The organism is Rhizobiales bacterium NRL2, assembly GCA_001664005.1.
Taxonomy (GTDB): domain Bacteria; phylum Pseudomonadota; class Alphaproteobacteria; order Minwuiales; family Minwuiaceae; genus Minwuia.
Genome location: CP016093.1, coordinates 3,713,476 through 3,740,068 on the forward strand (window position 1 = coordinate 3,713,476; position 26,593 = coordinate 3,740,068).

Sequence of the window (26,593 nt, forward strand, 5' to 3'; positions counted from 1 at the left end):
CAAATGCAATTGATGGCGGCAATTGGGGCGGCCGCTCAGTCCACGGGTCTGGCGCGGACGTCTGTCACGGCGTTCCAGCCGCCCGGCGTGCGGGCGAAGACGGTGTCAGCCGGCTCGTGTGTCACCATCATGTGGGTCGCATTGGCATGGACAAGGCCACCGGCCCCGTCGGCGATCATGCAGTGGCCGGGAAAATAGACCACGTCGCCGCGTTCCAGGCCCTCTGGGCCCTTGGGCACCGGCTTCGCAGCGCCCAGTTCCCTGGCCTGCATGTCCGAATCGCGCGGCGGCAGGAAACCACAGGCCTGGAAGGCCACCTGCACCAGACCGGAACAGTCGAGCCCCAGGCTGGAGCGCCCGCCCCACAGATAGGGCGCGCCGAGATTGCGCAGTGCCACGGCGACGACATCGGTCTCCGGCTCGTCCAGCGGGCGAAGATGGTCGGCGATGACGAAGCGACCGTCGGCCAGGCGTGCGAACCGGCCGGAGACATCCGTCACCGCGACCCGCGCGCCGAGCGTGAGACGCCCGGCGGGCGGCAGCTTGATGCTCGCTTCTGGAAACAGATGGCTGAGCCGCGACCGCACCATGTGCGTGGGCGTCGGCCCGGCTTCGGCCAGGTCGGTTTCGGCGACGTAGCCGACATAGCCGTCCAGGGCGCCCTGTGCCCAGGCCCAGCCGGCCTCGGCGGCATAGACGTCGACCGGCTCGCCGTGGAGCAGTTCGGAGATCTGCATGGCGCCGGGGTCGGGCTGCCGGCGGATCGAGGCGGTTTCGGCCACGACCGTGCGGCGTACGGGATCGGCATAGCGCGGCGCCGAAACGCGCTCTCTCAGATAACCGGCGGCAAGGTCGGCGCGAAACGGATGACGGCGGCTGTCGAGGCCGTCAGCCATAGGACCGCCGATCGTCCTCCTCGGCCGCGCGGACCAGATCCGCGAAAGCGGAAAGGAAGGCGACGCCGGCGTCCGTGCGCTGCACCAGCACGTTGCGCCGGTCCTCCTCGTCCCGCAGCCGCCGGGTCAGCCCCTTGGACCCCAGGGCGTCGAGTGCGCGGCTCACCGCAGGCTTGGAAATGTTGAGTGTCTCGGCCAGGCCACGCACCGTGTGAGGGCCGCCGCGCAGGTAGACATTCATCAGGATGGCGAGCTGCCGTGTCGACAGATCGGGCTCGTCGGATGCGACGAATCCGGTCAGGGCGCTGCACCAGACCGAGAGATTGCCAAGGTTCTGCCCCGTGTCTCCCATGGTCGCGCCGCCCTTCCGCCGTTGCCGTTTCGGGGGCGAAGCTGTCACAGGCCCATTGCCCCGGCAACTGATTTTAGTTCGCAGGCGTACGTTTTCCCGCGCATGGCAGGTCTGTCCTGATTCGATGCTTGAAATTGAGGCAGACTGCACGGATGGCTCGACCGATCGTGCCTGCGGATGGTTCAATCCGGGACGTTTCAATGGGGGGAAGCACATGGCGCGCATCGGCGAGGGCATCGGCCGCAAGGAGGATCTGCGCTTCGTCACCGGCCGAGGCCGCTACACCGCGGACATCGAGGCGCCGGACGCATTGCACGCCGTCTTCGTCCGTTCGCCGGTCGCCTTCGGACGAATCGCGGGCATCGACAGCGCCGCCGCCGCGGCCGCGCCGGGCGTCGCCGCGGTGCTCACGGGCCGGGAAGCGGCGGCGGACGGCCTGGGTCATATCCCCACCGGCGCCCCCGTCACCAACCGCGACGGCAGCCCCATGCATCAGGCGCGGCGGCCCGTCCTGCCCGAGGCACAGGTCCACCATGTGGGGCAGCCGCTGGCCCTCGTGCTGGCCCGGACCCGGTCCGAGGCCCTGGCCGCGGCGGAGCTGGTCGAGATCGACATCGAGGAATCGCCTCCCGCGCTGGAATGCGCCCGCGCGCCCGCGATCCATGACGGCATCCCTGAAAACATGGCGTTCGACTGGGAAGCCGGCGACTTCGAGGCCGCATCGGAAGCGGTGGAGAACGCGCCGCACAATGTCCGGATGCGCTTCCACCAGAACCGCATGGTGGGCGGCGCGCTCGAGGGGCTCGCCACGCTGGCGGAATACGACGCCGGGGCCGGACAGGTCGTGCTGACGGCAGCGACGCAGGGCGCGCACGCGCTCAAGGTCATGCTGACGAAGTTCGCCCTGAACTGGCCGCGCGAACGCTTGCGCGTGATCGTGCCCGATGTCGGCGGCGGCTTCGGCCCGAAGGGCTTCGTCTATCAGGAGCAGGCGGCGGTGGCCTGGGCCTGCTGGCGGCTGAAACAGCCCGTACGGTGGGTATCGGAACGCGCCGAGAGCTTCGTCTCGGAGGTCCATGCCCGCGACCAGTTCGTCACCGCCCGGATGGGCTTCGATGACGAGGGCCGCATCCTCGCCGTCACCATGGACGTGGACGCCGACATGGGCGCCTTCCTCTCGGGCTTTGCCCCCGGCGTGCCGACCGACGGCATGGCGAAGGTGCTGACCGGCCTCTACGACGTGCCGGCGGCGGGACTCAGGGTGCGCGGCTTCTACACCAACACCGTGCCGGTCGACGCCTATCGCGGCGCGGGCAAGCCGCCGGCGATCTATTGCCTGGAACGGCTGGTCGACCTCGCGGCGGGCGAAATCGGCATGGATCCGGTCGAGATCCGCCGGCGCAATCTGGTCCGCGCGGCAGCCCTGCCCTACACCACGGCCACGGGGAAGGTGCTCGATGCCGGCGGCGACTACGCCGCGGCGCTGCAATCGACGGCGCAGGCGCTCGACTGGGACCTGGCCCGCCGGGACGGCGCCATCCGCCGCGGCGTGGGCATCTGCTGCAACCTGCACCCCATCGGCGGCTCGTCGGCGGAGACCAGCCGCGTGACCGTCTCCGGCGATGGCCGGATCGTGGCCTGGACCGGCACCCAGTCCACCGGCCAGGGCCACGAGACCATTTTCGCCCAGGTGCTGGCCGACCGCCTCGGCGTGCCGATCGACCGGATCGACGTCCGCCAGGGCGACACGGCGCAACTCCGGCGCGGCGGCGGTACCGGCGGCTCCTCCTCGACCGTGATCTCGGGCTCGACATTGACGCGGACCGCCGACGAGGTGATCCGGCTGGGCAAGGCGCGCGCGGCGGACCTGCTGGAAGCCTCCGCCACCGACATCGAGTACGCCGGCGGCCATTTCAGCGTCACCGGCACCGACCGCCGCGTGAGCCTGTTCGACGTGGCCGGCGATGACGGCCTGGAGGCCGAGCAGGACTTCGCCGACCAGGTCTCGGCCTTCCCCTATGGCGCCGTCGGCGCGGAGGTGGAGATCGACACGGAGACGGGCGCGATCCGGCTCCTGAAGCTCGTCTCCTGCGACGACGCGGGCCGCATCATCAATCCGGTGCTGCTGGCCGGCCAGTCCCACGGCGCGCTGGTCCAGGGCGCGGGCCAGGCGCTCTGGGAACACGCCGCTTACGACCTGGAGACGGGTCAGCTCGTCGCCGGTACCTTCATGGATTACGCCATGCCGCGCGCCGCCGACCTGCCGGCGATCGGTGCGGAATTCATCGAGACGCTCTCGCCCACCAATATCCTGGGCGCGCGCGGCATCGGAGAGATGGGCGCCAACGGCGCGCCGGTCGCCATCGCCAACGCTGTCTACGACGCGCTGAAGGGACTGGACGTCACCGGTCTGGAGCCGCCCTTCACGCCCCATCGCGTATGGCGGGCGATCCGCGCGGCGCAGGCCGGCTAGATCGTTCCGCTGTTTGATTGCACCGCCACCCACTCGGCGTGTCACCCCCGCCTATGTGCGGGGGTCCGGAGCGGCTTCGCCGCAAGTCGATGATCCAGGCCGGATGCCCGCACAAGGCGGGCATGACACCGTTCGGGGGTGGGCATGACACCGAAGCTCCCGTGGCGATTCAATCTACCCGAGGATTGCTCTAACTCACCGCGCCGCGGCGGCGGTAGGTCAGCGCCTCGGCGATGTGGGCGCGGGCGATGGTCTCCGCGCCGGCGAGGTCGGCGATGGTCCGCGCGACGCGGATGACGCGGGTATAGCCGCGGGCCGAGAGTTTCAGCCGTTCGGCGGCATCTGTGAGCAGGGTCTGGGCCGCGGGTTCCGGCGTCGCGACCTCGGCCAGCGCCTCCCCGTCCACTTCCGCGTTGGTGCGGGCGTCGATGCCGAGCGTCTCGCCGCGGCAGGCCTGAATGCGCCGCGCCTCGGCGACGCGCCGGGCGACCTCCGCGGAGCCTTCCGCCGCCGGCGGCAGGGTCAGGTCGGCCGCCGAGACCGCCGGCACGTCGATGGCGAGATCGATGCGGTCGATCAGCGGGCCGGATATCTTCGCCTGATAGTCAGCGGCGCAGCGCGGCGCGCGGCTGCAGGCGCGCTCGGCGTCATCCAGGTGGCCGCAGCGGCAGGGATTCATGGCGGCGACGAGCTGCACGCGCGCCGGATAGGTGACGTGGGCGTTGGCGCGGGCGACGACCGCCTCCGCCGTCTCCAGCGGCTGGCGGAGCGATTCCAGCGCCGGCCGCGGGAACTCCGGCAGTTCGTCCAGGAACAGCACGCCCCGGTGCGCCAGACTGATTTCCCCCGGGCGGACGCGGAGGCCGCCGCCGACCAGCGCCGGCGTCGACGTCGAATGATGCGGGTTGCGGAACGGCCGGCGGCGGGAGAGCCGCCCCTCGGCCAGTTCGCCGGCCAGGCTGCGGATCATGGAGACTTCCAGCGCCTCCCCCGCCGAGAGCGGCGGCAGCAGTCCGGGCAGGCGCGCCGCCAGCATCGACTTGCCGGAGCCCGGCGGGCCGATCATCAGCATGTTGTGGCCGCCGGCGGCGGCGATCTCCAGGGCGCGTTTGGCGCTCTCCTGGCCCTTGATGTCGCGCAGGTCCGGGCCGGTGGCGTCGGTCTCCACCGGTCCCGGCTTCGGCGGCTGCAGCACCTGCGCACCCTTGAAGTGGTTGACGATGGCCAGCAGGTCCGGCGCCGCGACGATGTCGAGATCGCCGGCCCAGGCCGCCTCCCCGCCGCAGGCCGCCGGGCAGATCAGACCCATGCCGCGTTCGGCGGCGGCCACGCCGGCGGGCAGCACCCCGGCAACCGGCGCGATCTGGCCGTCCAGCGCCAGTTCGCCCAGCGCCATGAAACGCGCCATCTCGTCGGCCGGCAGCACGTCCATCGCCGTCAGCAGCGCCAGCGCAATGGGCAGGTCGTAATGGCTGCCTTCCTTCGGCAGGTCGGCGGGCGAGAGATTCACGGTGATGCGTTTGGGCGGCAGGCCGAGTCCGATGGCGTCGAGGGCCGAACGCACCCGCTCCTTGCTCTCCGCCACCGCCTTGTCGGGCAGGCCGACGATGGCCGTCGCCGGCATCTGCGGCGAGATCTGCACCTGCACGTCGACGAGACGCGCGCGGAACCCCTGAAAGGCGACTGTGGCGATGCGGGCAACCATGACGGCGGCGATTGTAGGCAGGATGCTTTCAGAACGAAAGCAGAACTTTATCCGGATCTGTCAGCGGCGGCGGATCCACGCCCAGCCAGACGCAGGCCTCGTCCATGGATTCGTAGACATGGGAATCGATCGGCAGGTTCCGGTATTCCGCGACCTGGGCGTAGAGCCGGGCGATGGGCAGGTTGTGGCGGTCGTCCATCACCAGCGCGGTGCGGCGGCGTTCGTGGATGACCGCCTGTTCCACCAGACCTTCGACGATGTCGCGGATCTCCGGCAGGGTGATCTCGCTCATGTCGGCGTCGCGCAGATCCCAGAGCGTCAGATTGGTCGGGCAATTGGCTTCCCGCCAACGATTGGCGTCGACAACCTGGGATCCCAGCAGCATGCCGATGCCCGTGAAGATGACGAGATCGTGCCCCGGAAGATGCTCCAGCGTCAGCTGCCCCATTTCGGCTCCCCTGGCAGGCAGCCCGCACGCCGTGCGGGCGGCGCATCGTTCTTCATGCAATCGGAGCAGAAACCGGCGCGGGTTACAATGCAGTGAACGCGCCGGGGTGATCAGCGTCCTTCGGGAAACGGGTTGCCGACGCCCAGCCACGCCCAGGCGGACTCGAGATCGAAGAACACTTCATAGATCACCGGCGAGTCGCGCGTTTCGGAGAGGGCGTCGAAAAGGCGGGCGAGCAGCATGTCGGCCTCGCTGTCGACCACCAGGGCCGTTCGCGGGTCCGGCCGGCTGGCCGCGGCCTCACGCGAGCGCGCCGCCACGCGCTTCAGATCCTCGACGTCGAGGCCGCTGAGATCGGCGCGGCGCAGGTCCCAGACGGCGCGCGGCGTGGCGTGGCGGCCGAAATGCGCATCGCCCGCATCGAGAAAGTCCTCGAACGTGACCCTGCCGCGCATGATGAAGAGGACGACACCGGCGTCGGCATCATGGCGCGTCTCCACATTCTTCATTCTACCGGCCCCACACTCCAACGAGCCACCGCCGCCATAGTGGCCCATGCGCCGGCGGACGAAAGCGATATCTGCGAACGAAGTCTCGAACGGATGCGACAGCCTGTCCGGGGGTGGCCCCGGTTGAAGCCGGCCGCCGTGCCGTCGAGGTAGAGGGCGCGAACGAACGATGCCTCGCGCCGCCGTCCCGAAACGGACGCAGGCGGAGGCCAAGTAGAGTAACGCGAGTAGAGGAACAACAAGATGATCAAGCAACTCCTGGCCGCGACCGCGCTGGCCACCACACTCGCAACCGTTCCCGCGATTGCGCAGCAGCAGAACCAGAACGAGAACCAGAACCGGACGCCGCAGGCGACGCAGCAGGACCGCGCCATGAATCAGGAGGTCCGCCAGTCCGTCCGCGAGATGGAACGCGCCGAGCGGAACCTCCGCCAGGCCGCCGAACGCGGTGTGGAGAAGGGCAGCCCGGAAGCCCGCGAACTGCAGAAGGAAGCCCGCGCGGCGTTCCAGAACCTGGACCGCGTGCTGGCCCGCATGGAGGGCGGTCAGATCAAGGCGACCGACGCCGAGATCGTGGCCCGCGGACGCGCCAATCTGAAACAGACCATGCAGGACATGGAAGACGACATCGACGTGATCATTCTGGCCGACGCCCTGAACGCCGGGCAGCAGACGCTGATGCGCGCGTCCGGACAGGACCGCGTGGGCATGAACGGCCGCAAGGGCGGCGCTGAAGTGACTGCCGGCGCGAAGGCCGATGCCGAAGCCGGCCCGCGCACCGCGGCCGAAGGCGAGGATGCCGAACTGGTGGTGGAGCAGCCGCCCGCGCAGGTCGAGGTCGAACAGACGCCGCCGCGGATCACCGTGGTCGATCCGGAGCCCCGGGTGATCGTCGAGCAGGACCGCCCCGAGGTCAGCGTCAACCAGGCCAAGCCCGAGGTGAAGGTGCAGAAGGCGCAGCCCGAGATCGAGGTTGAGAGCGGCGGCAAGGCCGAGGTCACCATCAAGGAGACCGAACTGCCCGAGGACGTCGCCGTGAAGGCCCAGAACGACGAGGCCGAAACCGAGACCGAGACGGTGACGGTCGCCGAGCGCACCGAGAAGACGGTCCAGGAAGGCCAGCGCGGCGAGGTCCAGATCCAGCAGGACTCCTCGGAGGTCGAGGTCGAGCCGGGTGAGGCCGACGTGCAGGTCGTCGAGGGCGATCCCAATGTGACCGTCGAACAGCAGGCGCCCGACGTCGCCGTGAACCAGCCGCGGCCGGAAGTCAGCGTCGACCAGCCGGCGCCCGAGGTCGAGATCGAGGGCGAGACCGACGCGCAGGTCAGCGTCAGGGAAGCCGACCGTTCGGCAACCGAACAGCAGTCCGGGCAGCAGGCCATGCAGTCCGGGCAGCAGGCCATGGATCAGAGCGGCCAGACCGGGCAGCAGGAAGAAGAGCTCGAGGTCGCTGTGGTCGAAGGCGACGCCGATGCCTCCGTCGAGGGTGGCGCCGGCATGGAGACCGGCATGAGCGATACCGACGCTGAAGCCACTGCCGAGGCCGAGGCCGCAGCGGGCGCCTCCGGCGACCGGATGGTCCGCGAAACCGACCGCGCCGCCGAGGGCCGGATCGACGAGTTCAACGAGGAATGGGAACTGGTCGAAGCCGAGGACAATCAGGTCGTCGGCATGGACGTCTACTCCTCCCGCGGCGACGAGGTCGGCGAGATCGAACGGGTTCTGCGTGACGAGAACGGCCAGATCGACGAGGTCGTGGTCGAGTTCGGCGGCTTCCTGGGTCTCGGCGATGAAGAAGTCGTCGTGCCGCAGGACCGCATGCGGATGGAGCCGGGCAATGACCGCGTCATCGTCGAGATGACCGAGGAAGAGCTCGAGCAGCTTCCCGAATATGTCGGGTGATCACCCGCAGTCGGCGTGAAGCCCTGGGGCGTCGGGTTCGACCCGGCGGCGCCCCTTTTTTTCTGCCATGACGGTCAGCCGGACTTGTCGAAGGCGTTCTCCACGCCGAACCACGCGAAGGCCGGCGGCAGATGGTAGAAGACGCGATGCTCGATCGGCGAACGCCCGGTTTCGGACAGCGCATCATATACCTTGCCGAGCAGGTAATTGGTCTCGTCCCGCATCACCAGGGCTGTCCGTGGTTCCCGGCGCGCGGCGCTGGCCGCCGCGGAACGGCGGGAAATTTCCATCAGGTCCGGAACGCTCAACGCATTGAGATCGACGCGGCGGAAATCCCAGATGGCGAAGCGGCAGGTCGGGTGCTCCTGGAAATGACGCTCCAGCGCTTCGAAGATGGCGGCGGCGGACGTCTGTCCCCAGAGGCGGAACATGACCACGTCGGTCGCCGGGTCGTACCGCGCCTCCACATGCGCCAGATCGGAACCCATTCCCACACCCACGGCTTCGGTTGCACAACTGCCCGCAGTCTATCCTCAATGTGGCAATCGTCCCAGCGCGCGGACGCATGGCTGGTTCACGTCCCCGCGCGGCGCCCGGAGGTTCAGTGCGTCGGCGCGGCCGCCAGCATCAGCCGCCGGTTCATCCGGATCATGTCGCGGACCTCCCGCACATAGGCCAGGCCGCGTTCCGAATAGCGCGCCAGTCCGCCGGCGAGCGCGAGCCCCGTGGGTTCCTCCAGCTCCGCGCGGAGGCGCGCCCGCTCCGTGCGGAGATCGCCATAGGCGGGCTGGGTGTTGATGTTGTGCAGATAGGCCCGGACCGAGCGGTTCACGCTGCCGAAGGTCGCGACCTCATGAGCCTTGCCCGCGGCGCGGCGCAGCGGGACCAGCCCGCAGCCCTCCCGGAAACACCACTGGCCGAACATGTTGTTGCCCGACCGCGCGAAGCGGGACTGGCCCCAGCCCGACTCCTTCGCCGCCTGGGCCAGCACCAGGGTGATCGGCACCGTGTCGACGCGGGCTAGCAGTTCGTCCCACTCCCGGCCCGTCCAGTCCACGCCGTAGCGCGCCGCCGCCTCCTCCACCCAGCCGCCGGACTTCCCCGCCTGGCTCGCCGCCAGCAGGCGCCCGCGCAGCTTGGCAATGCGCGCGTTCTCGGCGCGGACGATGGGCCGCAAGGTGTCGAAGAAGATCCGCTTCCGGGTCACCGCATCGATATCGGGCGGATAGAGTATGTCGGCGGCCACGATCACCGGCGCGCCGTGGCCCTCGTCCAGCGTGGCGTAGTGGCGCTGGGCGCTCCACAGCGACATGACGGCGACGAACAGGCCGAGCGCGATGAGACAGGTCGAGTTTCGCATGGGGACCGACCATCCGGCGGGCATGCGGCGGAATCAAGGCCTCAGTATGCGTACTCGGTGAATACGCGGTTGATGTCGCCGCCCCAGGGGCCTTCGTATTTCTGCAGCAGTTCCTGGGCCAGCGAGCGGTTGTCGTCGACGAGCTGGCGCAGGGTGCCGAGGAAGTGGCGCTCGTCCTGGCCCATGGAATCGTTCGTCGCCCGCGCCTGGAGTCCCTTGTCGGCGATGCAGAGCATGTCAGCGGCGAGGTCGCGCACGGTGCGCCCATCCGGGCTCGGCGCGTCGAAGCCCAGCTTCGGCACCTCGGCGCGGAGGCGATCCACATCGGCCGGCGTCCATCCCTTGATCAAATCGAGCGCCGCGTTCTGCGCCCGCTCGTCATAGAGCAGACCGACCCAGAGCGCCGGCAGGGCGCAGATCCGGGCCCACGGGCCGCCGTCGGCACCGCGCATCTCCAGGAACTTCTTCATCCGCACTTCGGTGAAGATGGTCGTCAGATGGTTGTCCCAGTCCTTCATCGTCGGCTTCTCGCCGGGCCGGGCCGGCAGGCGGCCGTCGAGGAAGTCGCGGAAGGACTGCCCCGCCGCGTTCACGTACTGCCCGTCGCGGTGGATGAAGTACATCGGCACGTCGAGGGCGTAGTCGACATAGCGCTCGAAGCCGAAACCGTCCTCGAAGACGAAGGGCAGGTTGCCGCAGCGCTCCGGATCTGTGTCGGTCCAGACCTGGCTGCGCAGGCTGAGCAGTCCGCCGGGCTTGCCCTCCTTGAACGGCGAGGCGGCGAACAGCGCCGTCGCCACCGGCTGCAGCGCCATGCCGATCCGGAACTTCTCGCGCATGTCGGCTTCGGAGCCGAAGTCCAGGTTCACCTGGATGGTGCAGGTGCGGTACATCATGTCGAGGCCCAGATTGCCCTTCGTCGGCATGTAGGCCTTCATGATGTCGTAGCGGGCCTTCGGCATGGTGTCGAAGTCCTCGCGCCGCCCGGTCGGGTGGAAGCCGAGGCCCAGGAAGCCGACGCCGATCTCGGCGGCGACCTCCTTCACCTGGGCCAGGTGCGTGTTCACCTCAGCACAGGTCTCGTGCAGCGTCTTCAGCGGCGCGCCGGAGAGCTCGAACTGCCCGCCCGGCTCCAGGCTGATGGTCTGACCGTCCATGTGCAGGGCGATGACATAGCCGCCCTCGACGATCGGCTCCCAGCCAAATCGGGCCAGGCCGTCGAACATGGCCTTCACGCCCTTCGGGCCCTCATAGGGAATGGGCTGCAGCGTCTCCAGATCGAAGCCGAACTTCTCGTGCTCCGTGCCGATCCGCCAGTTCTCGCGCGGCTTCGACCCGCTCTCGATATAGGCCACGAGCTGATCGCGGCTCTCGACCACGGTGGTGGAGAGGGTTCGCCCCTCCTCCGAATCGATCATGGTCGACATGTATGGCTCCGTCTTGGCTCCCCAGGTTCGCCGAACCTAGGGCGGATTCGTGAAAAAAGGAATCAGGGCGCATCGTCGCTCTGGCCGCCGTCGCCTCCCCGCCAGTCGCCGAGATGCGCCTGCCAGAGCGCGAGCGCGGCGAAGCAGGCGGTATCGGCGCGCAGCAGCCGGGGCCCCAGGCTGACCGGCAGCGCCTGCGGCAGGGCCCGGACCAGGTCCTGTTCCGCCGGTGCGAAGCCGCCTTCCGGCCCGATCAGCACCGCCCATCTGCCGCCCGGTTCCGCCGCCGCCAAAGCCCGCGCGACCGGCGCGGCGCCGGCGCGTTCGTCGGCATAGAGCAGCCGCCGGTCCGCCGGCCAGCGGGCGATCGCGTCGCCGAGAGGCTCGGGCTCGCGCACCAGCGGCAGGGTCAGCCGCTCGCACTGCTCGGCCGCCTCGACGGCGTTGGCCTGAAGCCGTTCGACATTGACGCGGGCGACCACCGTGCGCTCGGTCAGCACGGGCCGGATCTCGGCGCAGCCCAGTTCCGACGCCTTCTCGGCGATGGCGTCGACGCGGCGGCCCTTGATCGGCGCGAACAGCAGCCAGAGATCGGGTTCCACCGCCTGGCGCCTGAGGTGCTCGCCGACGGACAGCGTCATGCGGTTCTTCGAGACCTGATCGACCGCCGCGCGCCACTCGCCGTCGCGGCCGTTGAACAGCTTCACCGCCGCGCCCGCGCCCAGCCGCATGACATTGCGCAGATAGTGCGCCTGGTGCTTCTGCAGTTCGATCTCGACGCCGGGGCCGAGATCGGCGTCCACATGCAGTCGGGGTTCGGTCATCGGCTGTCCTTCCGGGGGAGCGTTCGTCATCGAATAGGCCGCGACGCCGGACGGCGCAACCGGGGCGGCGGGGCATGCACTGACGCTGGCGCATGGCTCCATCACAGGCAGACACTGTGAAATTGCCTCCGTCCGCCCTATTATCGGGGGCAGAGCAAGTTCACGCTGGATCTGGGAGGAATCCGATGAGTGCAGCCGCCGAGGCCGCGACCCCGAACGAGGACATCCTGCTGCGGGAGGACCGCGGCGGGATCGCCTGGATCACCCTCAACCGCCCCAACGCCTTCAACAGCCTGTCGCGCCCGCTGATCGCGCGGCTGCAGGAGGAGCTGGACCGCATGGCCGACGACCCGTCGGTGCGGGTCATCGTGCTCGCCGGCGCGGGCCGGGGCTTCTGCGCCGGCCACGACCTGCGGGAAGTGCGCGGCAACCAGGACAACCAGCCCTTCATCAAGGAACTGGTCGGCGCCTGCTCCAACATGATGCAGACGATCGTCCATCACCCGAAGCCGGTGATCGCACGCGTGCACGGCATCGCCACCGCCGCAGGCTGCCAGCTGGTGGCCAGCTGCGACCTCGCCATCGCCGAGGACGGCGCGCGCTTCGCGACGCCGGGCGTCAATATCGGCCTGTTCTGCCATACGCCAATGGTGGCGCTGTCGCGCAACGTCTCGCGCAAGCACGCCATGGAGATGCTGCTGACCGGGGAGATGATGGAGGCCGACGACGCCGTCCGCTTCGGCCTGATCAACCGCGCCGTCCCGGCCGGGAAGCTGGACGAGGCGGTGATGGAGATGGCGGGCCGGATCGCCTCCAAGTCCTCCTACACGCTGAAGATCGGCAAGCGCGCCTTCTACGACCAGCTGGAACAGCCGGACCTGAAGAGCGCCTATGACCACGCCTCTATCACCATGGTGGAGAACATGGCCGCGCGCGACGCCGCCGAGGGCATCCAGGCCTTCATCGACAAGCGCGAGCCCCAGTGGGAGGACCGCTGAGGCCATGGCCGACACCGCAGCCCCCGCCACGCCGGACGAAGTCTATCCGGACGACGAGATCCGCCGCGTCCTGCGCGATACGAAGACCATCGCCATGGTCGGCGCCTCGGCCAACTGGAACCGGCCCAGCTATTTCGCCATGAAGTACCTGCAGGCGAAGGGCTACCGCGTCATCCCGGTGAACCCGAAAGAGGCGGCGGCGGGCAACGAGATCCTGGGCGAGAAGGCCGTGGCCTCGCTGGCCGAGATCGGCGTACCCGTCGACATGGTCGACTGCTTCCGCAATTCGGACGCCATCCCGCCCATCGCCGACGACGCCATCGGCATCGGCGCGAAGACGCTCTGGCTGCAGCTCGGCGTGCGCCATGACGGCGCGGCGGAGAAGGCCCGCGCCGCCGGGCTCACCGTGATCCAGAACCGCTGCCCGAAGATCGAGTACGGCCGCCTCTCGGGCGAGATCGGCTGGATGGGCGTCAACACCGGCGTCATCTCGTCGAGGCGGAGCCGGCGGGTGTAGCCCGCAGCTCCATCGCGGCGGGCCAAGGGGAGGAAACCGCCATGAAACACGACCGCATCGTCGAACCCGTCAGCCTGCGGAACGCGGAGCCGGAGGCCCGCGCCGTCCTTGATCGCCTCCGCAAGGACTGGGCGAAGGTGCCCGTCTCCTTCGCCTTCATGGCCGCCCAGCCGAAGGCGCTCGACGCCTTCGCCACCTACGCGAAGGAAGTCATCTACAACGGCCCGCTGGACCCGAAGATCCGCGAACTCGCCTATCTCCGCACGGCGCAGCTCGCCGGCTGCAGGCTCTGCGTCGCCAATCACACGGCGGCGGCGCGGGACGCCGGCGTCGAGGACGCGAAGATCGAGAACATCGACCGTTCCGCCGACAGCGGCGCCTTCAGCGATCTCGAGAAAGCCGTGCTGCGCTTCGCCGAGCACGTGGCGTCGAAACCGGGCAAGGCGCCCGCCGACCTGCTGGCGGAACTGCACGCAGGGCTCGGCAATGACGGCGTGGTGGCGCTGACCCAGGTGATCGGCCTCGCCAACCTGTTCTCGCGCTTCAACAACGCGCTGCACACCTATTCGGACGCCGATATCGGGTAGCCGGGGCGTTTCTTGCCACACAGTATAATTACCGTGTGGCAAGGTCGTTCCAACCCGCCGCATTGCGCTTTGCCCCCTGCCCCGCCATGCTCCGGGCGTCGGCAATCGGGGGAGGGACGGCATGAGCGGACAGAAGAGCGACTACGGCTTCGAGACCATCGCGATCCACGCGGGCGCGGCGCCGGACCCGACCACCGGCGCGCGGGTGACGCCGATCTACCAGACGACCTCCTACGTCTTCGAGGACGTCGACCAGGCGGCAAGCCTGTTCAACCTGCAGACCTTCGGCAATATCTACTCGAGGCTCACCAACCCGACCGTCTCGGTGCTGGAGGAGCGGGTGGCGACCATGGAGGGCGGCGCGGCCGGCCTCGCCGTCGCCTCGGGCCACGCGGCACAGATGGTGCTGATGTTCTCGCTCATGGAGCCGGGCGACGAGTTCATCGCCTCGACCAAGCTCTATGGCGGCTCCATCACCCAGTTCGGCGTCAGCTTCAAGAAGATGGGCTGGACCTGCCACTTCGCCGATCCCGACGACCCCGACAGCTTCAAACCGCTGATCAACGAGAAGACGAAGGCGATCTTCATCGAGAGCGCGTCGAACCCGGGCGGCGTCATCGCCGATATCGAAGCGTTCGCGAAGATCGCCCATGACGCGGGCCTGCCCCTGATCGTCGACAACACCTGCGCAACGCCCTGGGGCTGCCGTCCGATCGAGTGGGGCGCGGATGTGGTCGTGCACTCGGCGACCAAGTACCTGGGCGGCCACGGTAACTCGGTGGGCGGCGTGATCGTGGAGAGTGGCGAGTTCGACTGGTCGGCCAGCGGAAAATTTCCCGCCATCGCCGCGCCCTGCGAGGCCTATCACGGGCTGAACTTCCACGAGACCTTCGGCCGCTTCGCGCTGACCGCCTATGGCCGCGCAGTGGCGCTGCGCGATCTCGGCCCCGCGCTCAGTCCGTTCAACGCCTTCCTGCTGCTCACGGGCATCGAGACCCTGCCGCTGCGCATGGAGCGCCACGGCCAGAACGCCATCAGGGTCGCCGAATATCTCGCCGCCCACGACAAGGTGTCCTGGGTCAGCTTCGCCGGCCTGCCCGGCAGCCGCTACAATGCGCTGCAGAAGAAATACCTGCCGAAGGGCGCGCCGCCGCTGTTCACCTTCGGGCTCAAGGGCGGCTTCGACGCCGGCGTGAAGCTGGTGGAGAGCGTCAACATCCTCTCCCACCTCGCCAACATCGGCGACACGCGGAGCCTGATCCTGCACCCGGCGTCGACCACGCACCGCCAGCTCACCGAGGAACAGCAGGAGGCCGCCGGCGCCGGTCCCGACGTGGTGCGGCTCTCGGTCGGCATCGAGACCGTCGAGGACATCATCGCCGATCTGGATCAGGGGCTGGCTCAACTGTAGCCGGCTACACCTGGGCCCTGCGTCATTGCCCGGTTCCGGATTACCCGCCCCGGGACTCGATCCCGGGGCTCAGCACGATATCGCCGCCCCACTGGGTCCCGCGATCAAGTCACGGGACCGGCAGGTGTTGTCGTCGCGTGTCTCCTTGAGGACGGCGGGCTGGCCGGCCCTACCATCCCCAGCCCGCCTGTGCCGTCTCACCCGCCCCTTGCCACGAAATACGGATTCTCGAAACCGGGCTTGCCGTAGCGGAGCGGCTGGCCGACTTCGCCGGACACGTCGCCGCCCGCGATAACCTGGATCTTGCCGCCCGCTGCCATCAGCACGGCGTGGCCTGCGGCGATGTCCCATTCCATGGTGCGGCCGAGCCGGGGGTACATGTCGGCCTGGCCCTCGGCCACCCGGCAGAGCTTCAGCGAGGAACCCGCGGAGACCAGTTCCAGCACCGGCACGTCCTTCAGATAGTCGTCCGTCGCCTGGTCGCGGTGGGAACGGCTGGCGACGACGACGAAACCGTCATGATCGGCGGGCCGCACCGTGATCGGCTCCGGCTCGCCCCCGACCGCGCGCCGCCAGGCCGCGCCCGGCCAGGCGCCCCAGTAGGTCTGGCCCAGCGCCGGCAGGTGCACCGCGCCGGCCACCGGCTCGGTCTGCTCGATCAGGGCGATGTTGACCGTGAATTCGCCATTGCGGTTGATGAATTCCTTCGTGCCGTCCAGCGGATCGACGAGGAAGAAGCGCCCCCCGGCGATATCCGGCACCTCGCCGGCGGCGACCGCTTCCTCGGCGACCACGGGGATGCCGGTCCCCAGCGCCGCCAGCCGCTCCAGGATCAGCGCTTCCGCCTTCTCGTCGGCGTCGGTGACGGGCGAACTGTCGTCCTTGGAGCGGGTCTCGAAATCGGAATTGTAGATATCGAGGATGAGCCGTCCGGCCTCCTCGGTGATGTCGGCGAGTTGCCGCGCCAGTTCCGCCCGGTCGATGATCATCAGCGTCCCCCCGCCACGTCCACCAGCGCGCCGTTCACATAGGACGAATCCTCCGACATCAGCCAGAGCGCGGCCTTCGCCACCTCCTCGGCGCTGCCGGCGCGCTTCATCGGCACGCTGTCCTTGAACCGTTCCACCCGGTCCGCCGCGCCGGCGCTGGCATGAATTTCGGTGTCGATCAGGCCCGGCCGGATCGCGTTCACGCGAATCCCCTGATCGCCCAGTTCCTTCGCCATGCCGATGGTCATGGAATCCATCGCGCCCTTGGAGGCGGCGTAGTCGATGAACTCGCCCGGCGAGCCGAGACGGGCCGCAGCCGAGGACATGTTGACGATCACGCCGCCCTTGCCGTCATGGGCGGTCGACATGCGCAGCACGGCCTCGCGGACGCAGAGGAAAGCGCCGGTGACGTTGACGGCCAGCATGCGGTTGATGCGCTCGGCGTCCAGTTCCTCGACCTTGCCGACCTTGCCGACGATGCCGGCATTGTTGACCAGCGCGGTGATGGTGCCGAGTTCCTGGTCGACCAGGCGGAACATGGACTTCACATCCGACTCCTGCGCCACATCGGCGCCGCAGATGATGGCCTTGCCGCCGGCGGCCTCGACCAGCTCCGCCACGTTCTGCGCGGCCTCGCGGTCGCTCTGGTAGTTGACGCAGACCGAATAGCCGGCCTTGCCGGCCAGCCGGCAGATCTCGGCGCCGATACCGCGGCTGCCGCCGGTGACGATCACAACTCCGGCCATTCGCTCCCCTCCATGCAACGGGCGTCGGAGCAAATCACCGCCCCCGGTGGCGGTCAAGGCTGGCCGAGCGGGCGCGAACGCGCCACATTCGGGCAATGCCGGAAACGCCCGCATATCTCGTCCGTCCCGATCCCGGGGACGTCCGCCTGACCCGGCGCATGGCCGGCGTCGACCATGCCGGTCAGCCGGTGGCGCAGGACGTGACCGTGGAGCGGGCGCTGACGCTGTTCCTCAACGGCCAGGAAATCGTCACCATGATGACGATCGGCGACTATCCCGACTGTCTGGCCGTCGGCTACCTGCTGAACCAGAACATGCTGAAGCCCGACGACGAGATCCGCAGTCTCGAGGTCGACGACGACAAGGGCCACATCTTCGTCCGTACCGCACGCCGCACCGATTTCGAGTTCAAGCTGAAGAAGCGGACATTGACCTCCGGCTGCGCCCAGGGCACCGCCTTCGGCGACGTCATGGAGAAGTTCGACAAGGTGCGCCTGCCGGCCGATGCCGAACTGCGCACCTCCTGGCTCTACGCCCTGACGAAATCGATCAACACCACGCCGTCGCTCTACCTGCAGGCAGGCGCGATCCACGGTTGCGTGCTGTGCGAACGGGACCGGCCGCTGATCTACATGGAGGACGTCGGCCGCCACAACGCCGTCGACAAGATCGCCGGTTACATGCGCCTCAACGATATCGGGTCGATCGGCAAGCTGTTCTACACAACGGGACGGCTGACCTCGGAAATGGTCATCAAGACCGTGCAGATGGAAATCCCGATCCTGATCTCGCGCTCCGGCTTCACGGCCTCTGGCGTCGAGCTGGCGCGGCGCGCTGGCCTGACCCTCATCGGGCGGGCGAAGGGAAAGCGGTTCGTCTGCCTCGCCGGCGAGGAACGGATCGTCTTCGACAGCGATCCGGACGCGGTGGCCGACGAACCCGATAAGCTGAACCGCAAGGGCGCCCGGTGAAGCCCGTCGGCGTCATCCTGGCCGGCGGGCTGGCGCGGCGCATGGGCGGCGGCCAGAAGGCGTTGCTGGGGCTGGGCGGACGCCCGCTGGTCGCGCACGCCATCGCCCGGCTGACGCCACAGGTCGCGGCGCTGGCGCTCAACGTGAATGCGGAAATGGCCGCCTATGAGCGCTTCGGACTGCCACTGGTCGCCGACACGGTGCCCGGTTTCGCGGGGCCGCTGGCCGGCATCCTGGCCGGCATGGACTGGGCCGCCGGGGCGCATCCCGAGGCCAGCCTCCTGCTCTCGGCGCCGACCGACGCGCCGTTCCTGCCCGACGACATGGCCGCGCGCCTGGGCGCGGCATTGACCGACGAAGGGGCGGCGGTCGCCGTCTGCGCCAGCGGCGGCCGCCATCACCCGGTGGCGGCGCTCTGGCGGATGGACCTGCGTGAACCCCTCCGAGAGGCGCTGACGGCGCGGGACATCCGCAAGATCGACCGCTTCACCGCCGAACACCGCGTCGCCATGGTCGAGTGGCCGGCGACACCGTCGGACCCGTTCTTCAACGTCAACCGGCCCGAGGATCTGGCGCGCGCCGAGGCACTTTTGGGGTGACCGGCGAGGCCCCGTTGGGCTATGCCGCAGGCGACAGTTTCACCCGAGACGGATAGTGCCTTCATGTCCTCCGATCCGGACGCCCCGCCGGTCAATATCTGCACCCTGAAATGGGGCGACCGCTACGGTCCCGACTTCGTCAACCGGCTCTACGGCGCGGTCCAGCGTAACCTGACGCGGCCTTTCCGCTTCCTGTGCTTCACCGACGACGGGGCGGGGCTCAGGCCCGAGGTCGAGGCCCATCCGCTGCCGCCGATCGAGCTGCCCGCAAGCCACCAGCGCACGACCTGGCTGAAGCTGGGGCTGTTCATGGACGGGCTGGCGGACATGCAGGGCGACTGCATGTTCCTCGATCTGGACCTGCTGATCGTCGACAATATCGACTGCTTCTTCGACTACATGCCGGGCAAGCGCTGCATCATCCACAACTGGGTGCTCGGTCATCACGTCTTCAAGAAGCGCCCGGACGTCGGCAATTCATCCGTGTTCCGCTGGCGGGCGGGCACGACGCAGTTCATCGTCGACAAGTTCTACGCCGAGGCCGAATGGGCGATGGCCAACTTCAAGCCGCCGCAGACCTATCTGACCTACGGGCTGGGCGAGAAGCACTGGTGGCCCGAGGCATGGGTCCGCAGCTTCAAGCGCCACGCGATCCCGCCCTTCCCGCTCAATCTGGTGCAGGCGCCGAAGATGCCGGCGGACACGAAGATTCTCGTCTTCCACGGCCGGCCGGATCCCGACGAGGCCCTGAGCGGCTATGATGCGAAGCGCCTGCATCGCCGCACGCGGCCCGCGCCCTGGATCGCCGACTACTGGGACGATCCGGAGGATCGGCCGGGCCGATGATCCGCCGCCTGAAACGCCGCCTGGGCATCCGCTTCTCGACCAAGGCGCTGAAGCGCAACCCCGGCGTCTACCTGCGCCAGTTGCTGCGCCGTCACCGCAGCTTCCCGGACCTGGTGGCCGGACTGGCGGCAACCCGGCCGGTCGCCATCGTCCAGGTCGGCGCCAATGACGGATCGTCCAACGACCCGCTGGGCGAGATGATCCTGCACCGGCCGGAACGCGTTTCCAGGGCGCTGCTGATCGAGCCGCAGCAATCGGCTTTCAAACGGCTCGCCGCGCGCTATGCCAAAGCGCCCCACGTCACCTGCCTGAACGCCGCCATCGACCGGGAGCCAGGCGAACGGGCGATCTATTCCATGGACATGGCGGCGGCGAGCGAAAGGCTGGGCAGGCGGATCTCCGACGGTCTGGCGTCGTTCTCGCGTCCGCATCTGGAAAACGCATTCCGGAATGCCGACCCGGCGATTTCCGACGCCGAACTGGATCAGCTGATCACGGAAACGCCGGTCCCGGTCACGACGATCCGGCAGGCGATGGAGACCGCCGGCATGAGAGACGCGGACGTGCTGCTGGTCGACACCGAAGGTTTCGACGCCGAGATCATGGCCATGGCCCTGGAAGCCGGCCTCAGACCGGCGCTGCTACAGTTCGAGCACGCCCACCTGGACGCCGCGACGCGGCGCGCGCTGGCCGGCCGTCTGCGACGGGAAGGCTACCGGCTCTGGGCCAGCCACCTGGACATGTGGGGTCAGCGCGTCGGGACGGGCACGTCGCCGCGGTAGTCGTAGAAGCCGCGGTTGGCCTTGCGGCCCAGCCAGCCGGCCTCGACATACTTCACCAGCAGCGGGCACGGGCGGTACTTGGTGTCCGCCAGACCGTCATAGAGCACCTGCATGACCGACAGGCAGGTATCCAGGCCGATGAAATCCGCCAGTTCCAGCGGCCCCATCGGATGGTTCGCCCCCAGCTTCATCGCCGTGTCGATGGCGTCGACCGAGCCCACGCCTTCGTAGAGGGTGTAGACCGCCTCGTTGATCATCGGCAGCAGGATGCGGTTGACGATGAAGGCCGGAAAGTCCTCCGCCGCCGTCGAGGTCTTGCCGAGGTTTTTCACGACCTCGCGAACCGCATTGAAGGTCGTGTCCTCGGTGGCGATGCCGCGGATCAGCTCCACCAGCTTCATCATCGGCACCGGGTTCATGAAGTGCATGCCCATGAACCGCTCGGGCCGGTCGGTGATCGAGGCCAGCCGCGTGATCGAGATCGAGGAGGTGTTGGAGGCGATCAGCGTCTCCGGCCCCAGATGCTCGGTCAGCTTCTGGAAGATGCTCTTCTTGAGCGCCTCGTCCTCGGTCGCCGCCTCGATCACCAGATCGGCCTTGCCGACCTCGGCGAGCTCCAGCGTTGGCCGGATCCGGGCCAGGGTGTCAGCCCGGTCGACGTCGGAGATCTTGTTGCGCGCGGCCTGGCGGGCCAGATTGCCCTCGATGGTTTCCAGCGCCGCATCCAGCCGCCCCTGGTCGATGTCGTTGAGTATGACGTCGTAGCCGGCGAGCGCGCAAACGTGCGCGATGCCGTTGCCCATCTGACCGGCGCCGATGATGCCGATCGAACGGATTGAGGCGGTATCGCTCATTCTTCAGACTTTCCCACTTGCGGACGGGATGCGGCGACCGGTCAAAGCTTCGATTCGAGCTCCGGCACCGCCTGGAAGAGGTCCGCCACGAGGCCGTAGTCGGCAACCTGGAAGATCGGCGCTTCCTCGTCCTTGTTGATGGCGACGATGACCTTGGAGTCCTTCATGCCCGCCAGATGCTGGATCGCGCCGGAGATGCCGACGGCGATGTAGAGTTCCGGCGCGACGACCTTGCCGGTCTGACCGACCTGCATGTCGTTCGGCACGAAGCCGGCGTCGACCGCGGCGCGGCTGGCGCCCACGGCGGCGCCCAGCTTGTCGGCCACCTTGTAGAGCATCTCGAAGTTCTCGCCGTTCTGCATGCCGCGGCCGCCCGAGACGACGATCTTGGCCGTGGCGAGATCCGGGCGATCGGATTCGGAGAGGCGCTCGCCGACGAAGGACGACAGGCCCGGATCGTCGGCCGCCGCGATCTGCTCGACGCTGGCCGATCCGCCCTCGGCCTCAGCCTTGGCGAAGGTGGTGGTGCGCACGGTGATGACCTTGATCCCGTCGGAGGACTGCACGGTCGCCATGGCGTTGCCGGCGTAGATCGGCCGCACGAAGGTATCGGCGCTTTCGACCTCGACGATGTCGGAGATCTGCTGGACGTCCAGCAGCGCGGCGACCCGCGGCAGGATGTTCTTGCCGGAGGTGGTGGACGGCGCGACGATGTGGCCGTAGTCGCCGGCCAAGCTGACGATCAGCGCCGCCCGGTTCTCGGCCAGCGAATGCTCCAGCCCGGCGTCGTCGGCGTGCAGCACCTTGCCGACGCCCGCGACCTTGGCCGCGGCCTCGGCGACGCCGCCCGCATTGTGGCCCATGACCAGCACGGTGACGTCGCTGTCCATCGCCTTCGCGGCGGTGACGGTGGCCAGGGTGGCCGGATTGAGTTCGTTGTTGTCGTGTTCGGCGATAACGAGAACAGCCATCAGATCACCCCCGCTTCGTTCTTCAGCTTGTCGACCAGCTCGTCGATGCTCTCGACCTTGACGCCGCCCTGGCGCTTCGCCGGCTCGTTGACCTTCAGCGTCTTCAGCCGCGGCGCGATGTCGATACCCAGATCTTCAGGCGTCTTCGTGTCGATCGGCTTCTTCTTCGCCTTCATGATGTTCGGCAGGCTGGCGTAGCGGGGCTCGTTGAGCCGCAGGTCGGTGGTCACGATCATCGGCATCTTCAGCTTGATCGTCTGCAGGCCGCCGTCGACCTCGCGGGTGACCTCGGCCTCGCCGCCCTCGATCTTGACCTCGGAGGCGAAGGTGCCCTGCGCCCAGCCCAGCAGCGCGGCCAGCATCTGACCGGTCTGGTTGCTGTCGTCATCGATCGCCTGCTTGCCGAGAATCACCAGGTCGGGCTTCTCCTCGTCCACCAGCGCCTTCAGGATCTTGGCCACCGCGAGCGGCTGCACCTCGTCGTCCGATTTCACCAGGATGCCACGGTCCGCGCCCATGGCGAGGGCGGTGCGGATCGTCTCCTGGGCCTGTTGCACGCCGATGGAGACCGCGACGACCTCCTCCGCCGTGCCGGCCTCCTTCAGACGGACCGCTTCCTCGACGGCGATTTCGTCGAAGGGGTTCATGGACATCTTGACGTTGGCGAGTTCTACCCCGCTCTGATCGGCCTTCACGCGCACCTTGACGTTGTAGTCAACGACGCGCTTGACAGCGACGAGTACCTTCATCTCCCGACATCTCCAGGGTGCATCCCACGGTAATTACGGCGCGAGACATTCTTGGGTGTCTTGTCGTCCCGCCCGGAGCTAAAAAAACCATCCGCGGCGAAGGCGCAACCCCCCGGGATGGTGCGGCGCACAATAGTTGGGCGGTTTTGGGCTGTCAACGAACCGTCACGGACGGCCCGGCGGCATATCCGCCCAGGCCGCGGAACCATGCGCCCGGCGGCGTTTCCGGTTTCAGTTCTGACGGTCCCCGCCGGCGGCCATCATCTGGAGCATGTCCCGGAGCGCGTCGGAAGCCGCGGTGCCGAGACTGGTCTGCATGGCCTGCATGAGCGTGGCCATCACCGCCGCCGAGAAGACCTCCCGGCCGAGCCCGGCCTCGGTGCATTCCTCCAGCGCCGCGTCCAGGTGCCGCGTCACGATCTCGGCGGCCTGGGACAACTGGCCCTGCACCTGCTCGTCGGGAAGCTCGTCCATCGGTTCGGTTCTCCTGGAATGCAACGCGGCCGCCCGCCCTGCGAGCCGCCCTGCCGGGACCATCGCAAAGGGCCGCGGGACGCGCAAGCGCGCCGTGCGGGCTCATCCCGGCCCCTCGCGAGGCCTTCGATTTCGTGGCATAATACCCATATCAGGCCGGATCGCATGTGCAGGTGGGGTTATCGCCCTTGGAACCATACGCACGCGCGGATCGCCGCCAGAACCGGCCGACCAGGCCGGCGGCGCGCGTGAAGTTGTGAAAGCAATAGGGGCCAAGAATGACGAACAAGAACGGCCACTGGTCGCCCGACGACATCGCCTGGGAACAGTTCGACCCTTCCCGGGTGGATTCCGACATACTGGCGGTGATCCGCGCCGCCAGCCTGGTCGAACGCAATTCAGCCGACTACGTCGCCTATCTGAAGCGGGTCATCTCCGACGATCCGGAATTCCGCGCCGCCGCCGAGCAGTGGGGCCACGAGGAGCACCAGCACGGCATCGTGCTGGGACGCTGGGCGGAGATGGCGGATCCGGACTTCGACTTCGAGACCGCCTTCCGCCGCTTCACCGACGGCTATCGCATTCCCCTCGACGCCGAGGCGTCGGTGCGCGGCTCCCGGGCCGGCGAGATGGTCGCCCGCTGCGTCGTGGAGGCGGGCACGAGCTCGTTCTACGCCGCGCTGCGCGACGCCACCGACGAGCCCGTGCTGAAGGACATCTGCGACCGTATCTCGAAGGACGAGATCCGCCACTACCGGATGTTCCAGGACTATTTCCAGCGCTACCAGGAGCGCGAGCACCTGGGCCGTCCGCGCCGGGCCTGGATCGCGGCCACGCGCTTCCTGGAGGCGGAGGACGACGAACTCTCCTTCGCCTATTACTGCGCCAACATGCCGCCCGAGGAGGAGTACGACCGCTCCGAGGCGGGCCGGGCCTACGCGCGCACGGCGCTGGGCTGCTACCGGCGCGATCACCTGGGCAAGGCGGTCAAGCTGATCCTGAAGGCCGCCGGCCTGCCGCCGCACGGACGGCTGGGCGACCTCGCCTTCCAGGCGACCTGGCTGTTCCTGAAGGTCCGCACCAGGGGACAGCTCGCCGCCTGAGGCAGACGTTCAGCCTTCGCCGGGCCAGCCCCACCAGCGCCGGAACGCCGCGCCCATGACCAGTTCCAGGTCAGCGCCCTTCAGCCAGTCCATCTCCTCGGTGAACAGCGTCACGCATTCCCGCCAGGAGCACGGCATCTTGGAGATGTCCGTACCCCAGAACATGCGCTCCGGCCCGAAGGCCTCGAAGATCCGGCGCAGATAGTCCTGCATGATCGGGAAGGGATAGGCCTCGCCCGAATAGCCCGGCGCGCCCGTGGCCTTGACCGCGACATTGGGATGGCGCGCGAGTTCCAGCAGTTGCGGCATGTGTTCCATCGCCGCGTGGTCCTTCAGCTTCGTGAAGCCCCCGCGCCCGCCCAGATGGTCGATGGTGAGCCTCAGACCGGGGTGCCGCGCCGCCACCTCGCCGAACTCGGCCAGCGTATCGGTCGCCAGCACCGCGACGGGCACGCCGGCCTCTTCCGCCGCCCGCCAGAGCCAGCCATGGCGGTCCTCCCGCAGCGCCGCGACCGCGTCGTCCCCCATGAAGACGTAGCGCAGCCCGAGCACGCCGGGCGCGTCGCGCACGGCGGCGATCTTCGCCGGCGTCGCCGGATCGTCCAGCTTCAGCGTCTTCATCATGGCGAAGCGGCCCGGATGGTCCGCGATGGCCCGCGCCGCCATGTCGTATGAGCCGGGATCCCAGCCCGGCGGGTGGATGACGGCGGCGTCGACGCCCGCCTCGTCCATCAGCACGATGGCCTGTTCCGCGTCGAAGCGGGTCACCTGCCAGTGCGCGTCGTTGACCGGCAGGCCGCTGCCCCAGATGTGGATCTGCGCGTCGACGATCTCCATTCAGCAGCTCGGCTTCTGCGGGAAGGGCGTGAGCTGGATCTCGTGGCTCCAGCAGGACCGGTCCTGGCCATGCAGGTACCAGAAGGCCTCGGCGATCTTCTCGGGATTTATGACGATGTCGGGATTGTCGCGCGCCTTGGGCAGGGCGCGGGTGCCGGGCGAATCGATCAGCCCGTCGATCACCACATTGGCGACGTGCACGCCGTGCTCGGAATATTCCTCGGTCAGCACCTGGGAGAGCGTGCGCATCATCACGCGCGGATAGTAGAGGCTCTCGCCGGTGTGGCGCTTGCGCCCGCGCAGCGAGGCGGCGTTGTTGGAGAACAGGAAGCTGCCCCGTCCCCGCGCCCGCATGGCCGGCAGCACCTCCTTCGCCACCAGGAACGGGCCGCGGCAGGAGACGGCCATGGCGGTGTCGAAGATGGCTGTCGGCATGTTCTCCAGCAGCTCCATCTCCTTCGGCAGTTCCCGCCCGTCCGGATAGCCGGCGTTGTAGATCAGGATCTCCGGGTCGCCCCATTCGGCGCGGATGCGCGCGAAGGCGCTGGCGATGCTCTCGTCCCGGGAAAGATCCATCTCCACGACCGAGACCGCGCCGCCCTGGCCGCGGATGGTCTCCGCCAGGTCGTCGGCGTTGGCGGCGGTCCGCGTGGTGAGGATCACGTGGCAGCCCTCGGTGGCGAACTTCTGGGCCACCGCCCCGCCGACGCCATAGCGCGCGAATTCGGGCAGGGCGGAATCGTCGACCTCGTGGCCGTGGATCAGCTTCGTCATGTGGCCGTCGCGGCGCCACTTGGTCGTCGCGCCGACGATCACGGCGATGGGTTTCTCGGTCATGGAACAGCCCTCCCTGCCCCGGAGTGTGCGTGGAGCGCACGCAAATTCAAAGGCCCGACCTTGGCGGCCCGGTCGGCTACGCCAACCGCCTGCACGTGGAGGCCTCGCCGCTCCGCGACCGGTTGCAGGTCCTGCCGCCGCCCGCGCCGGTCAACGCCCGGAACTTCCAGATGACCTGACGCCGCCGCAACGAGGCGGATTCAGGGCTGCTCTGGCTCAAGGGCCTGATCCGCGAGACGCTGGCGGAAAGACGGGCGGAACTGGGGGTTTGAGGGGTGGAGGTTTGGTGCGCCTCGGAGGAGATAAGTTCGAACCTCCTGATTCAGGTGCTGGACGGCTGCAGCGTCATGCTCCGCGCCTTACCCGACGAAACCAGTTTATCCGACCCTTAAGCGGTAAATGACGGTGATGTTGCTGCCAAGCTAT

At 68.4% G+C, this 26,593-nt stretch carries 28 protein-coding genes; 11 read left to right on the forward strand and 17 right to left on the reverse strand.

What is annotated here, in order from left to right; genetic code table 11:
* Nucleotides 1-35: 35 nt before the first annotated feature.
* Nucleotides 36-896: a hypothetical protein gene (locus tag TEF_17330; GenBank protein ANK82357.1), complete on the reverse strand. Its 861-nt coding sequence runs from the start codon at nucleotides 894-896 to the stop codon at nucleotides 36-38.
* Nucleotides 889-1,248: a hypothetical protein gene (locus tag TEF_17335; GenBank protein ID ANK82358.1), complete on the reverse strand. Its 360-nt coding sequence runs from the start codon at nucleotides 1,246-1,248 to the stop codon at nucleotides 889-891. The genes TEF_17330 and TEF_17335 overlap by 8 nt, the downstream gene beginning before the upstream one ends.
* Before the next feature lie 214 nt (nucleotides 1,249-1,462).
* On the opposite strand from TEF_17335, the gene TEF_17340 reads away from it, so the two are divergent.
* The gene (locus tag TEF_17340; protein ANK82359.1) at nucleotides 1,463-3,721 is read left to right on the forward strand and encodes a hypothetical protein; all 2,259 of its coding nucleotides are present in this window, start codon (nucleotides 1,463-1,465) and stop codon (nucleotides 3,719-3,721) included.
* 190 nt (nucleotides 3,722-3,911) lie between these two features.
* Here TEF_17340 and TEF_17345 read toward each other — a convergent pair whose 3' ends face one another.
* The 3 genes from TEF_17345 to TEF_17355 form a co-directional block, all read right to left on the reverse strand.
* Complete coding sequence (locus tag TEF_17345; protein ANK82360.1) at nucleotides 3,912-5,426, reverse strand: AAA family ATPase; 1,515 nt, start codon at nucleotides 5,424-5,426, stop codon at nucleotides 3,912-3,914.
* A 28-nt stretch (nucleotides 5,427-5,454) separates the two neighbouring features.
* On the reverse strand, nucleotides 5,455-5,874 hold the full coding sequence (locus TEF_17350) for a hypothetical protein (GenBank protein ID ANK82361.1): 420 nt from the start codon (nucleotides 5,872-5,874) through the stop codon (nucleotides 5,455-5,457).
* Between the two features lie 110 nt (nucleotides 5,875-5,984).
* Complete coding sequence (locus TEF_17355; protein ANK82362.1) at nucleotides 5,985-6,383, reverse strand: hypothetical protein; 399 nt, start codon at nucleotides 6,381-6,383, stop codon at nucleotides 5,985-5,987.
* A gap of 243 nt (nucleotides 6,384-6,626) precedes the next feature.
* Here TEF_17355 and TEF_17360 point away from each other — a divergent pair, with 243 nt between their 5' ends.
* The gene (locus TEF_17360; GenBank protein ID ANK82363.1) at nucleotides 6,627-8,285 is read left to right on the forward strand and encodes a hypothetical protein; all 1,659 of its coding nucleotides are present in this window, start codon (nucleotides 6,627-6,629) and stop codon (nucleotides 8,283-8,285) included.
* A gap of 74 nt (nucleotides 8,286-8,359) precedes the next feature.
* Here TEF_17360 and TEF_17365 read toward each other — a convergent pair whose 3' ends face one another.
* From TEF_17365 to TEF_17380, 4 genes are all read right to left on the reverse strand, one after another.
* Nucleotides 8,360-8,773, reverse strand: a complete 414-nt coding sequence (locus tag TEF_17365) for a hypothetical protein (GenBank protein ID ANK82364.1) — start codon at nucleotides 8,771-8,773, stop codon at nucleotides 8,360-8,362.
* 113 nt (nucleotides 8,774-8,886) lie between these two features.
* Nucleotides 8,887-9,645 carry a hypothetical protein gene (locus TEF_17370; GenBank protein ID ANK82365.1) on the reverse strand — a complete coding sequence of 253 codons (759 nt, stop codon included), beginning with the start codon at nucleotides 9,643-9,645 and terminating at the stop codon, nucleotides 8,887-8,889.
* A gap of 41 nt (nucleotides 9,646-9,686) precedes the next feature.
* Entirely contained in the window at nucleotides 9,687-11,072 is a 1,386-nt protein-coding gene (locus TEF_17375) for a glutamate--cysteine ligase (GenBank protein ANK82366.1), read from the reverse strand.
* A 62-nt stretch (nucleotides 11,073-11,134) separates the two neighbouring features.
* A complete protein-coding gene (locus tag TEF_17380) occupies nucleotides 11,135-11,896 on the reverse strand; it encodes a 16S rRNA (uracil(1498)-N(3))-methyltransferase (protein ID ANK82367.1) in 762 nt (253 codons plus the stop codon).
* Between the two features lie 185 nt (nucleotides 11,897-12,081).
* On the opposite strand from TEF_17380, the gene TEF_17385 reads away from it, so the two are divergent.
* The 4 genes from TEF_17385 (at nucleotide 12,082) to TEF_17400 (ending at nucleotide 15,409) form a co-directional block, all read left to right on the forward strand.
* A complete protein-coding gene (locus tag TEF_17385; protein ID ANK82368.1) occupies nucleotides 12,082-12,894 on the forward strand; it encodes an enoyl-CoA hydratase in 813 nt (270 codons plus the stop codon).
* Between the two features lie 4 nt (nucleotides 12,895-12,898).
* Entirely contained in the window at nucleotides 12,899-13,411 is a 513-nt protein-coding gene (locus TEF_17390) for a CoA-binding protein (GenBank protein ANK82369.1), read from the forward strand.
* Nucleotides 13,412-13,452: 41 nt separating this feature from the next.
* On the forward strand, nucleotides 13,453-13,998 hold the full coding sequence (locus TEF_17395) for a hypothetical protein (protein ID ANK82370.1): 546 nt from the start codon (nucleotides 13,453-13,455) through the stop codon (nucleotides 13,996-13,998).
* Nucleotides 13,999-14,119: 121 nt separating this feature from the next.
* Nucleotides 14,120-15,409: an O-acetylhomoserine aminocarboxypropyltransferase gene (locus TEF_17400; GenBank protein ID ANK82371.1), complete on the forward strand. Its 1,290-nt coding sequence runs from the start codon at nucleotides 14,120-14,122 to the stop codon at nucleotides 15,407-15,409.
* A 197-nt stretch (nucleotides 15,410-15,606) separates the two neighbouring features.
* On the opposite strand, the gene TEF_17405 is transcribed toward TEF_17400, so the two are convergent.
* Together TEF_17405 and TEF_17410 are read right to left on the reverse strand one after the other, a co-directional pair.
* Entirely contained in the window at nucleotides 15,607-16,398 is a 792-nt protein-coding gene (locus tag TEF_17405) for a 3'(2'),5'-bisphosphate nucleotidase (GenBank protein ID ANK82372.1), read from the reverse strand.
* Nucleotides 16,398-17,144 (reverse strand): NAD(P)-dependent oxidoreductase, encoded by a 747-nt coding sequence (locus TEF_17410; GenBank protein ID ANK82373.1) that lies wholly within the window; start codon nucleotides 17,142-17,144, stop codon nucleotides 16,398-16,400. Before TEF_17410 ends, TEF_17405 begins: the two co-directional genes overlap by 1 nt.
* Before the next feature lie 95 nt (nucleotides 17,145-17,239).
* On the opposite strand from TEF_17410, the gene TEF_17415 reads away from it, so the two are divergent.
* The 4 genes from TEF_17415 to TEF_17430 all read left to right on the forward strand — a co-directional run bounded on the left by TEF_17415 (nucleotide 17,240) and on the right by TEF_17430 (nucleotide 20,342).
* Entirely contained in the window at nucleotides 17,240-18,115 is an 876-nt protein-coding gene (locus TEF_17415) for a formate dehydrogenase family accessory protein FdhD (protein ID ANK82374.1), read from the forward strand.
* A gap of 41 nt (nucleotides 18,116-18,156) precedes the next feature.
* Nucleotides 18,157-18,714: a molybdenum cofactor guanylyltransferase gene (locus TEF_17420; GenBank protein ID ANK83572.1), complete on the forward strand. Its 558-nt coding sequence runs from the start codon at nucleotides 18,157-18,159 to the stop codon at nucleotides 18,712-18,714.
* 63 nt (nucleotides 18,715-18,777) lie between these two features.
* Nucleotides 18,778-19,560, forward strand: a complete 783-nt coding sequence (locus tag TEF_17425) for a hypothetical protein (protein ANK82375.1) — start codon at nucleotides 18,778-18,780, stop codon at nucleotides 19,558-19,560.
* Nucleotides 19,557-20,342 carry a hypothetical protein gene (locus TEF_17430; GenBank protein ANK82376.1) on the forward strand — a complete coding sequence of 262 codons (786 nt, stop codon included), beginning with the start codon at nucleotides 19,557-19,559 and terminating at the stop codon, nucleotides 20,340-20,342. The genes TEF_17425 and TEF_17430 overlap by 4 nt, the downstream gene beginning before the upstream one ends.
* Here TEF_17430 and TEF_17435 read toward each other — a convergent pair.
* The 4 genes from TEF_17435 to TEF_17450 all read right to left on the reverse strand — a co-directional run bounded on the left by TEF_17435 (nucleotide 20,309) and on the right by TEF_17450 (nucleotide 23,390).
* Nucleotides 20,309-21,196 (reverse strand): 3-hydroxybutyryl-CoA dehydrogenase, encoded by an 888-nt coding sequence (locus TEF_17435; protein ID ANK82377.1) that lies wholly within the window; start codon nucleotides 21,194-21,196, stop codon nucleotides 20,309-20,311. The two genes, TEF_17430 and TEF_17435, sit on opposite strands and share 34 nt — an antisense overlap.
* Before the next feature lie 41 nt (nucleotides 21,197-21,237).
* A complete protein-coding gene (locus TEF_17440; protein ANK82378.1) occupies nucleotides 21,238-22,167 on the reverse strand; it encodes an electron transfer flavoprotein subunit beta in 930 nt (309 codons plus the stop codon).
* Nucleotides 22,167-22,916: an electron transfer flavoprotein subunit beta gene (locus TEF_17445; GenBank protein ANK82379.1), complete on the reverse strand. Its 750-nt coding sequence runs from the start codon at nucleotides 22,914-22,916 to the stop codon at nucleotides 22,167-22,169. Before TEF_17445 ends, TEF_17440 begins: the two co-directional genes overlap by 1 nt.
* A 231-nt stretch (nucleotides 22,917-23,147) precedes the next feature.
* Nucleotides 23,148-23,390 (reverse strand): hypothetical protein, encoded by a 243-nt coding sequence (locus TEF_17450; GenBank protein ID ANK82380.1) that lies wholly within the window; start codon nucleotides 23,388-23,390, stop codon nucleotides 23,148-23,150.
* Nucleotides 23,391-23,668: 278 nt separating this feature from the next.
* Between TEF_17450 and TEF_17455 the strand changes: the two genes are divergently transcribed.
* Entirely contained in the window at nucleotides 23,669-24,493 is an 825-nt protein-coding gene (locus TEF_17455; protein ANK82381.1) for a rubrerythrin family protein, read from the forward strand.
* Nucleotides 24,494-24,502: 9 nt separating this feature from the next.
* Here the strand turns inward: TEF_17455 and TEF_17460 are convergent, their stop codons facing one another.
* Both TEF_17460 and TEF_17465 read right to left on the reverse strand, forming a co-directional pair.
* Nucleotides 24,503-25,330 carry a hypothetical protein gene (locus TEF_17460; protein ANK82382.1) on the reverse strand — a complete coding sequence of 276 codons (828 nt, stop codon included), beginning with the start codon at nucleotides 25,328-25,330 and terminating at the stop codon, nucleotides 24,503-24,505.
* Complete coding sequence (locus TEF_17465; protein ANK82383.1) at nucleotides 25,331-26,167, reverse strand: hypothetical protein; 837 nt, start codon at nucleotides 26,165-26,167, stop codon at nucleotides 25,331-25,333.
* Between the last annotated feature and the right edge of the window lie 426 nt (nucleotides 26,168-26,593).

Excerpts from the sequence above, each read along its gene's own strand:
- TEF_17330 (ANK82357.1), bottom strand. The coding sequence starts at position 896 with ATGGCTGACGGCCTCGACAGCCGCCGTCATCCGTTTCGCGCCGACCTT.
- TEF_17335 (ANK82358.1), bottom strand. The coding sequence starts at position 1,248 with ATGGGAGACACGGGGCAGAACCTTGGCAATCTCTCGGTCTGGTGCAGC.
- TEF_17340 (ANK82359.1), top strand. The coding sequence starts at position 1,463 with ATGGCGCGCATCGGCGAGGGCATCGGCCGCAAGGAGGATCTGCGCTTC.
- TEF_17345 (ANK82360.1), bottom strand. The coding sequence starts at position 5,426 with ATGGTTGCCCGCATCGCCACAGTCGCCTTTCAGGGGTTCCGCGCGCGT.
- TEF_17350 (ANK82361.1), bottom strand. The coding sequence starts at position 5,874 with ATGGGGCAGCTGACGCTGGAGCATCTTCCGGGGCACGATCTCGTCATC.
- TEF_17355 (ANK82362.1), bottom strand. The coding sequence starts at position 6,383 with ATGAAGAATGTGGAGACGCGCCATGATGCCGACGCCGGTGTCGTCCTC.
- TEF_17360 (ANK82363.1), top strand. The coding sequence starts at position 6,627 with ATGATCAAGCAACTCCTGGCCGCGACCGCGCTGGCCACCACACTCGCA.
- TEF_17365 (ANK82364.1), bottom strand. The coding sequence starts at position 8,773 with ATGGGTTCCGATCTGGCGCATGTGGAGGCGCGGTACGACCCGGCGACC.
- TEF_17370 (ANK82365.1), bottom strand. The coding sequence starts at position 9,645 with ATGCGAAACTCGACCTGTCTCATCGCGCTCGGCCTGTTCGTCGCCGTC.
- TEF_17375 (ANK82366.1), bottom strand. The coding sequence starts at position 11,072 with ATGTCGACCATGATCGATTCGGAGGAGGGGCGAACCCTCTCCACCACC.
- TEF_17380 (ANK82367.1), bottom strand. The coding sequence starts at position 11,896 with ATGACCGAACCCCGACTGCATGTGGACGCCGATCTCGGCCCCGGCGTC.
- TEF_17385 (ANK82368.1), top strand. The coding sequence starts at position 12,082 with ATGAGTGCAGCCGCCGAGGCCGCGACCCCGAACGAGGACATCCTGCTG.
- TEF_17390 (ANK82369.1), top strand. The coding sequence starts at position 12,899 with ATGGCCGACACCGCAGCCCCCGCCACGCCGGACGAAGTCTATCCGGAC.
- TEF_17395 (ANK82370.1), top strand. The coding sequence starts at position 13,453 with ATGAAACACGACCGCATCGTCGAACCCGTCAGCCTGCGGAACGCGGAG.
- TEF_17400 (ANK82371.1), top strand. The coding sequence starts at position 14,120 with ATGAGCGGACAGAAGAGCGACTACGGCTTCGAGACCATCGCGATCCAC.
- TEF_17405 (ANK82372.1), bottom strand. The coding sequence starts at position 16,398 with ATGATCATCGACCGGGCGGAACTGGCGCGGCAACTCGCCGACATCACC.
- TEF_17410 (ANK82373.1), bottom strand. The coding sequence starts at position 17,144 with ATGGCCGGAGTTGTGATCGTCACCGGCGGCAGCCGCGGTATCGGCGCC.
- TEF_17415 (ANK82374.1), top strand. The coding sequence starts at position 17,240 with ATGCCGGAAACGCCCGCATATCTCGTCCGTCCCGATCCCGGGGACGTC.
- TEF_17420 (ANK83572.1), top strand. The coding sequence starts at position 18,157 with ATGGGCGGCGGCCAGAAGGCGTTGCTGGGGCTGGGCGGACGCCCGCTG.
- TEF_17425 (ANK82375.1), top strand. The coding sequence starts at position 18,778 with ATGTCCTCCGATCCGGACGCCCCGCCGGTCAATATCTGCACCCTGAAA.
- TEF_17430 (ANK82376.1), top strand. The coding sequence starts at position 19,557 with ATGATCCGCCGCCTGAAACGCCGCCTGGGCATCCGCTTCTCGACCAAG.
- TEF_17435 (ANK82377.1), bottom strand. The coding sequence starts at position 21,196 with ATGAGCGATACCGCCTCAATCCGTTCGATCGGCATCATCGGCGCCGGT.
- TEF_17440 (ANK82378.1), bottom strand. The coding sequence starts at position 22,167 with ATGGCTGTTCTCGTTATCGCCGAACACGACAACAACGAACTCAATCCG.
- TEF_17445 (ANK82379.1), bottom strand. The coding sequence starts at position 22,916 with ATGAAGGTACTCGTCGCTGTCAAGCGCGTCGTTGACTACAACGTCAAG.
- TEF_17450 (ANK82380.1), bottom strand. The coding sequence starts at position 23,390 with ATGGACGAGCTTCCCGACGAGCAGGTGCAGGGCCAGTTGTCCCAGGCC.
- TEF_17455 (ANK82381.1), top strand. The coding sequence starts at position 23,669 with ATGACGAACAAGAACGGCCACTGGTCGCCCGACGACATCGCCTGGGAA.
- TEF_17460 (ANK82382.1), bottom strand. The coding sequence starts at position 25,330 with ATGGAGATCGTCGACGCGCAGATCCACATCTGGGGCAGCGGCCTGCCG.
- TEF_17465 (ANK82383.1), bottom strand. The coding sequence starts at position 26,167 with ATGACCGAGAAACCCATCGCCGTGATCGTCGGCGCGACGACCAAGTGG.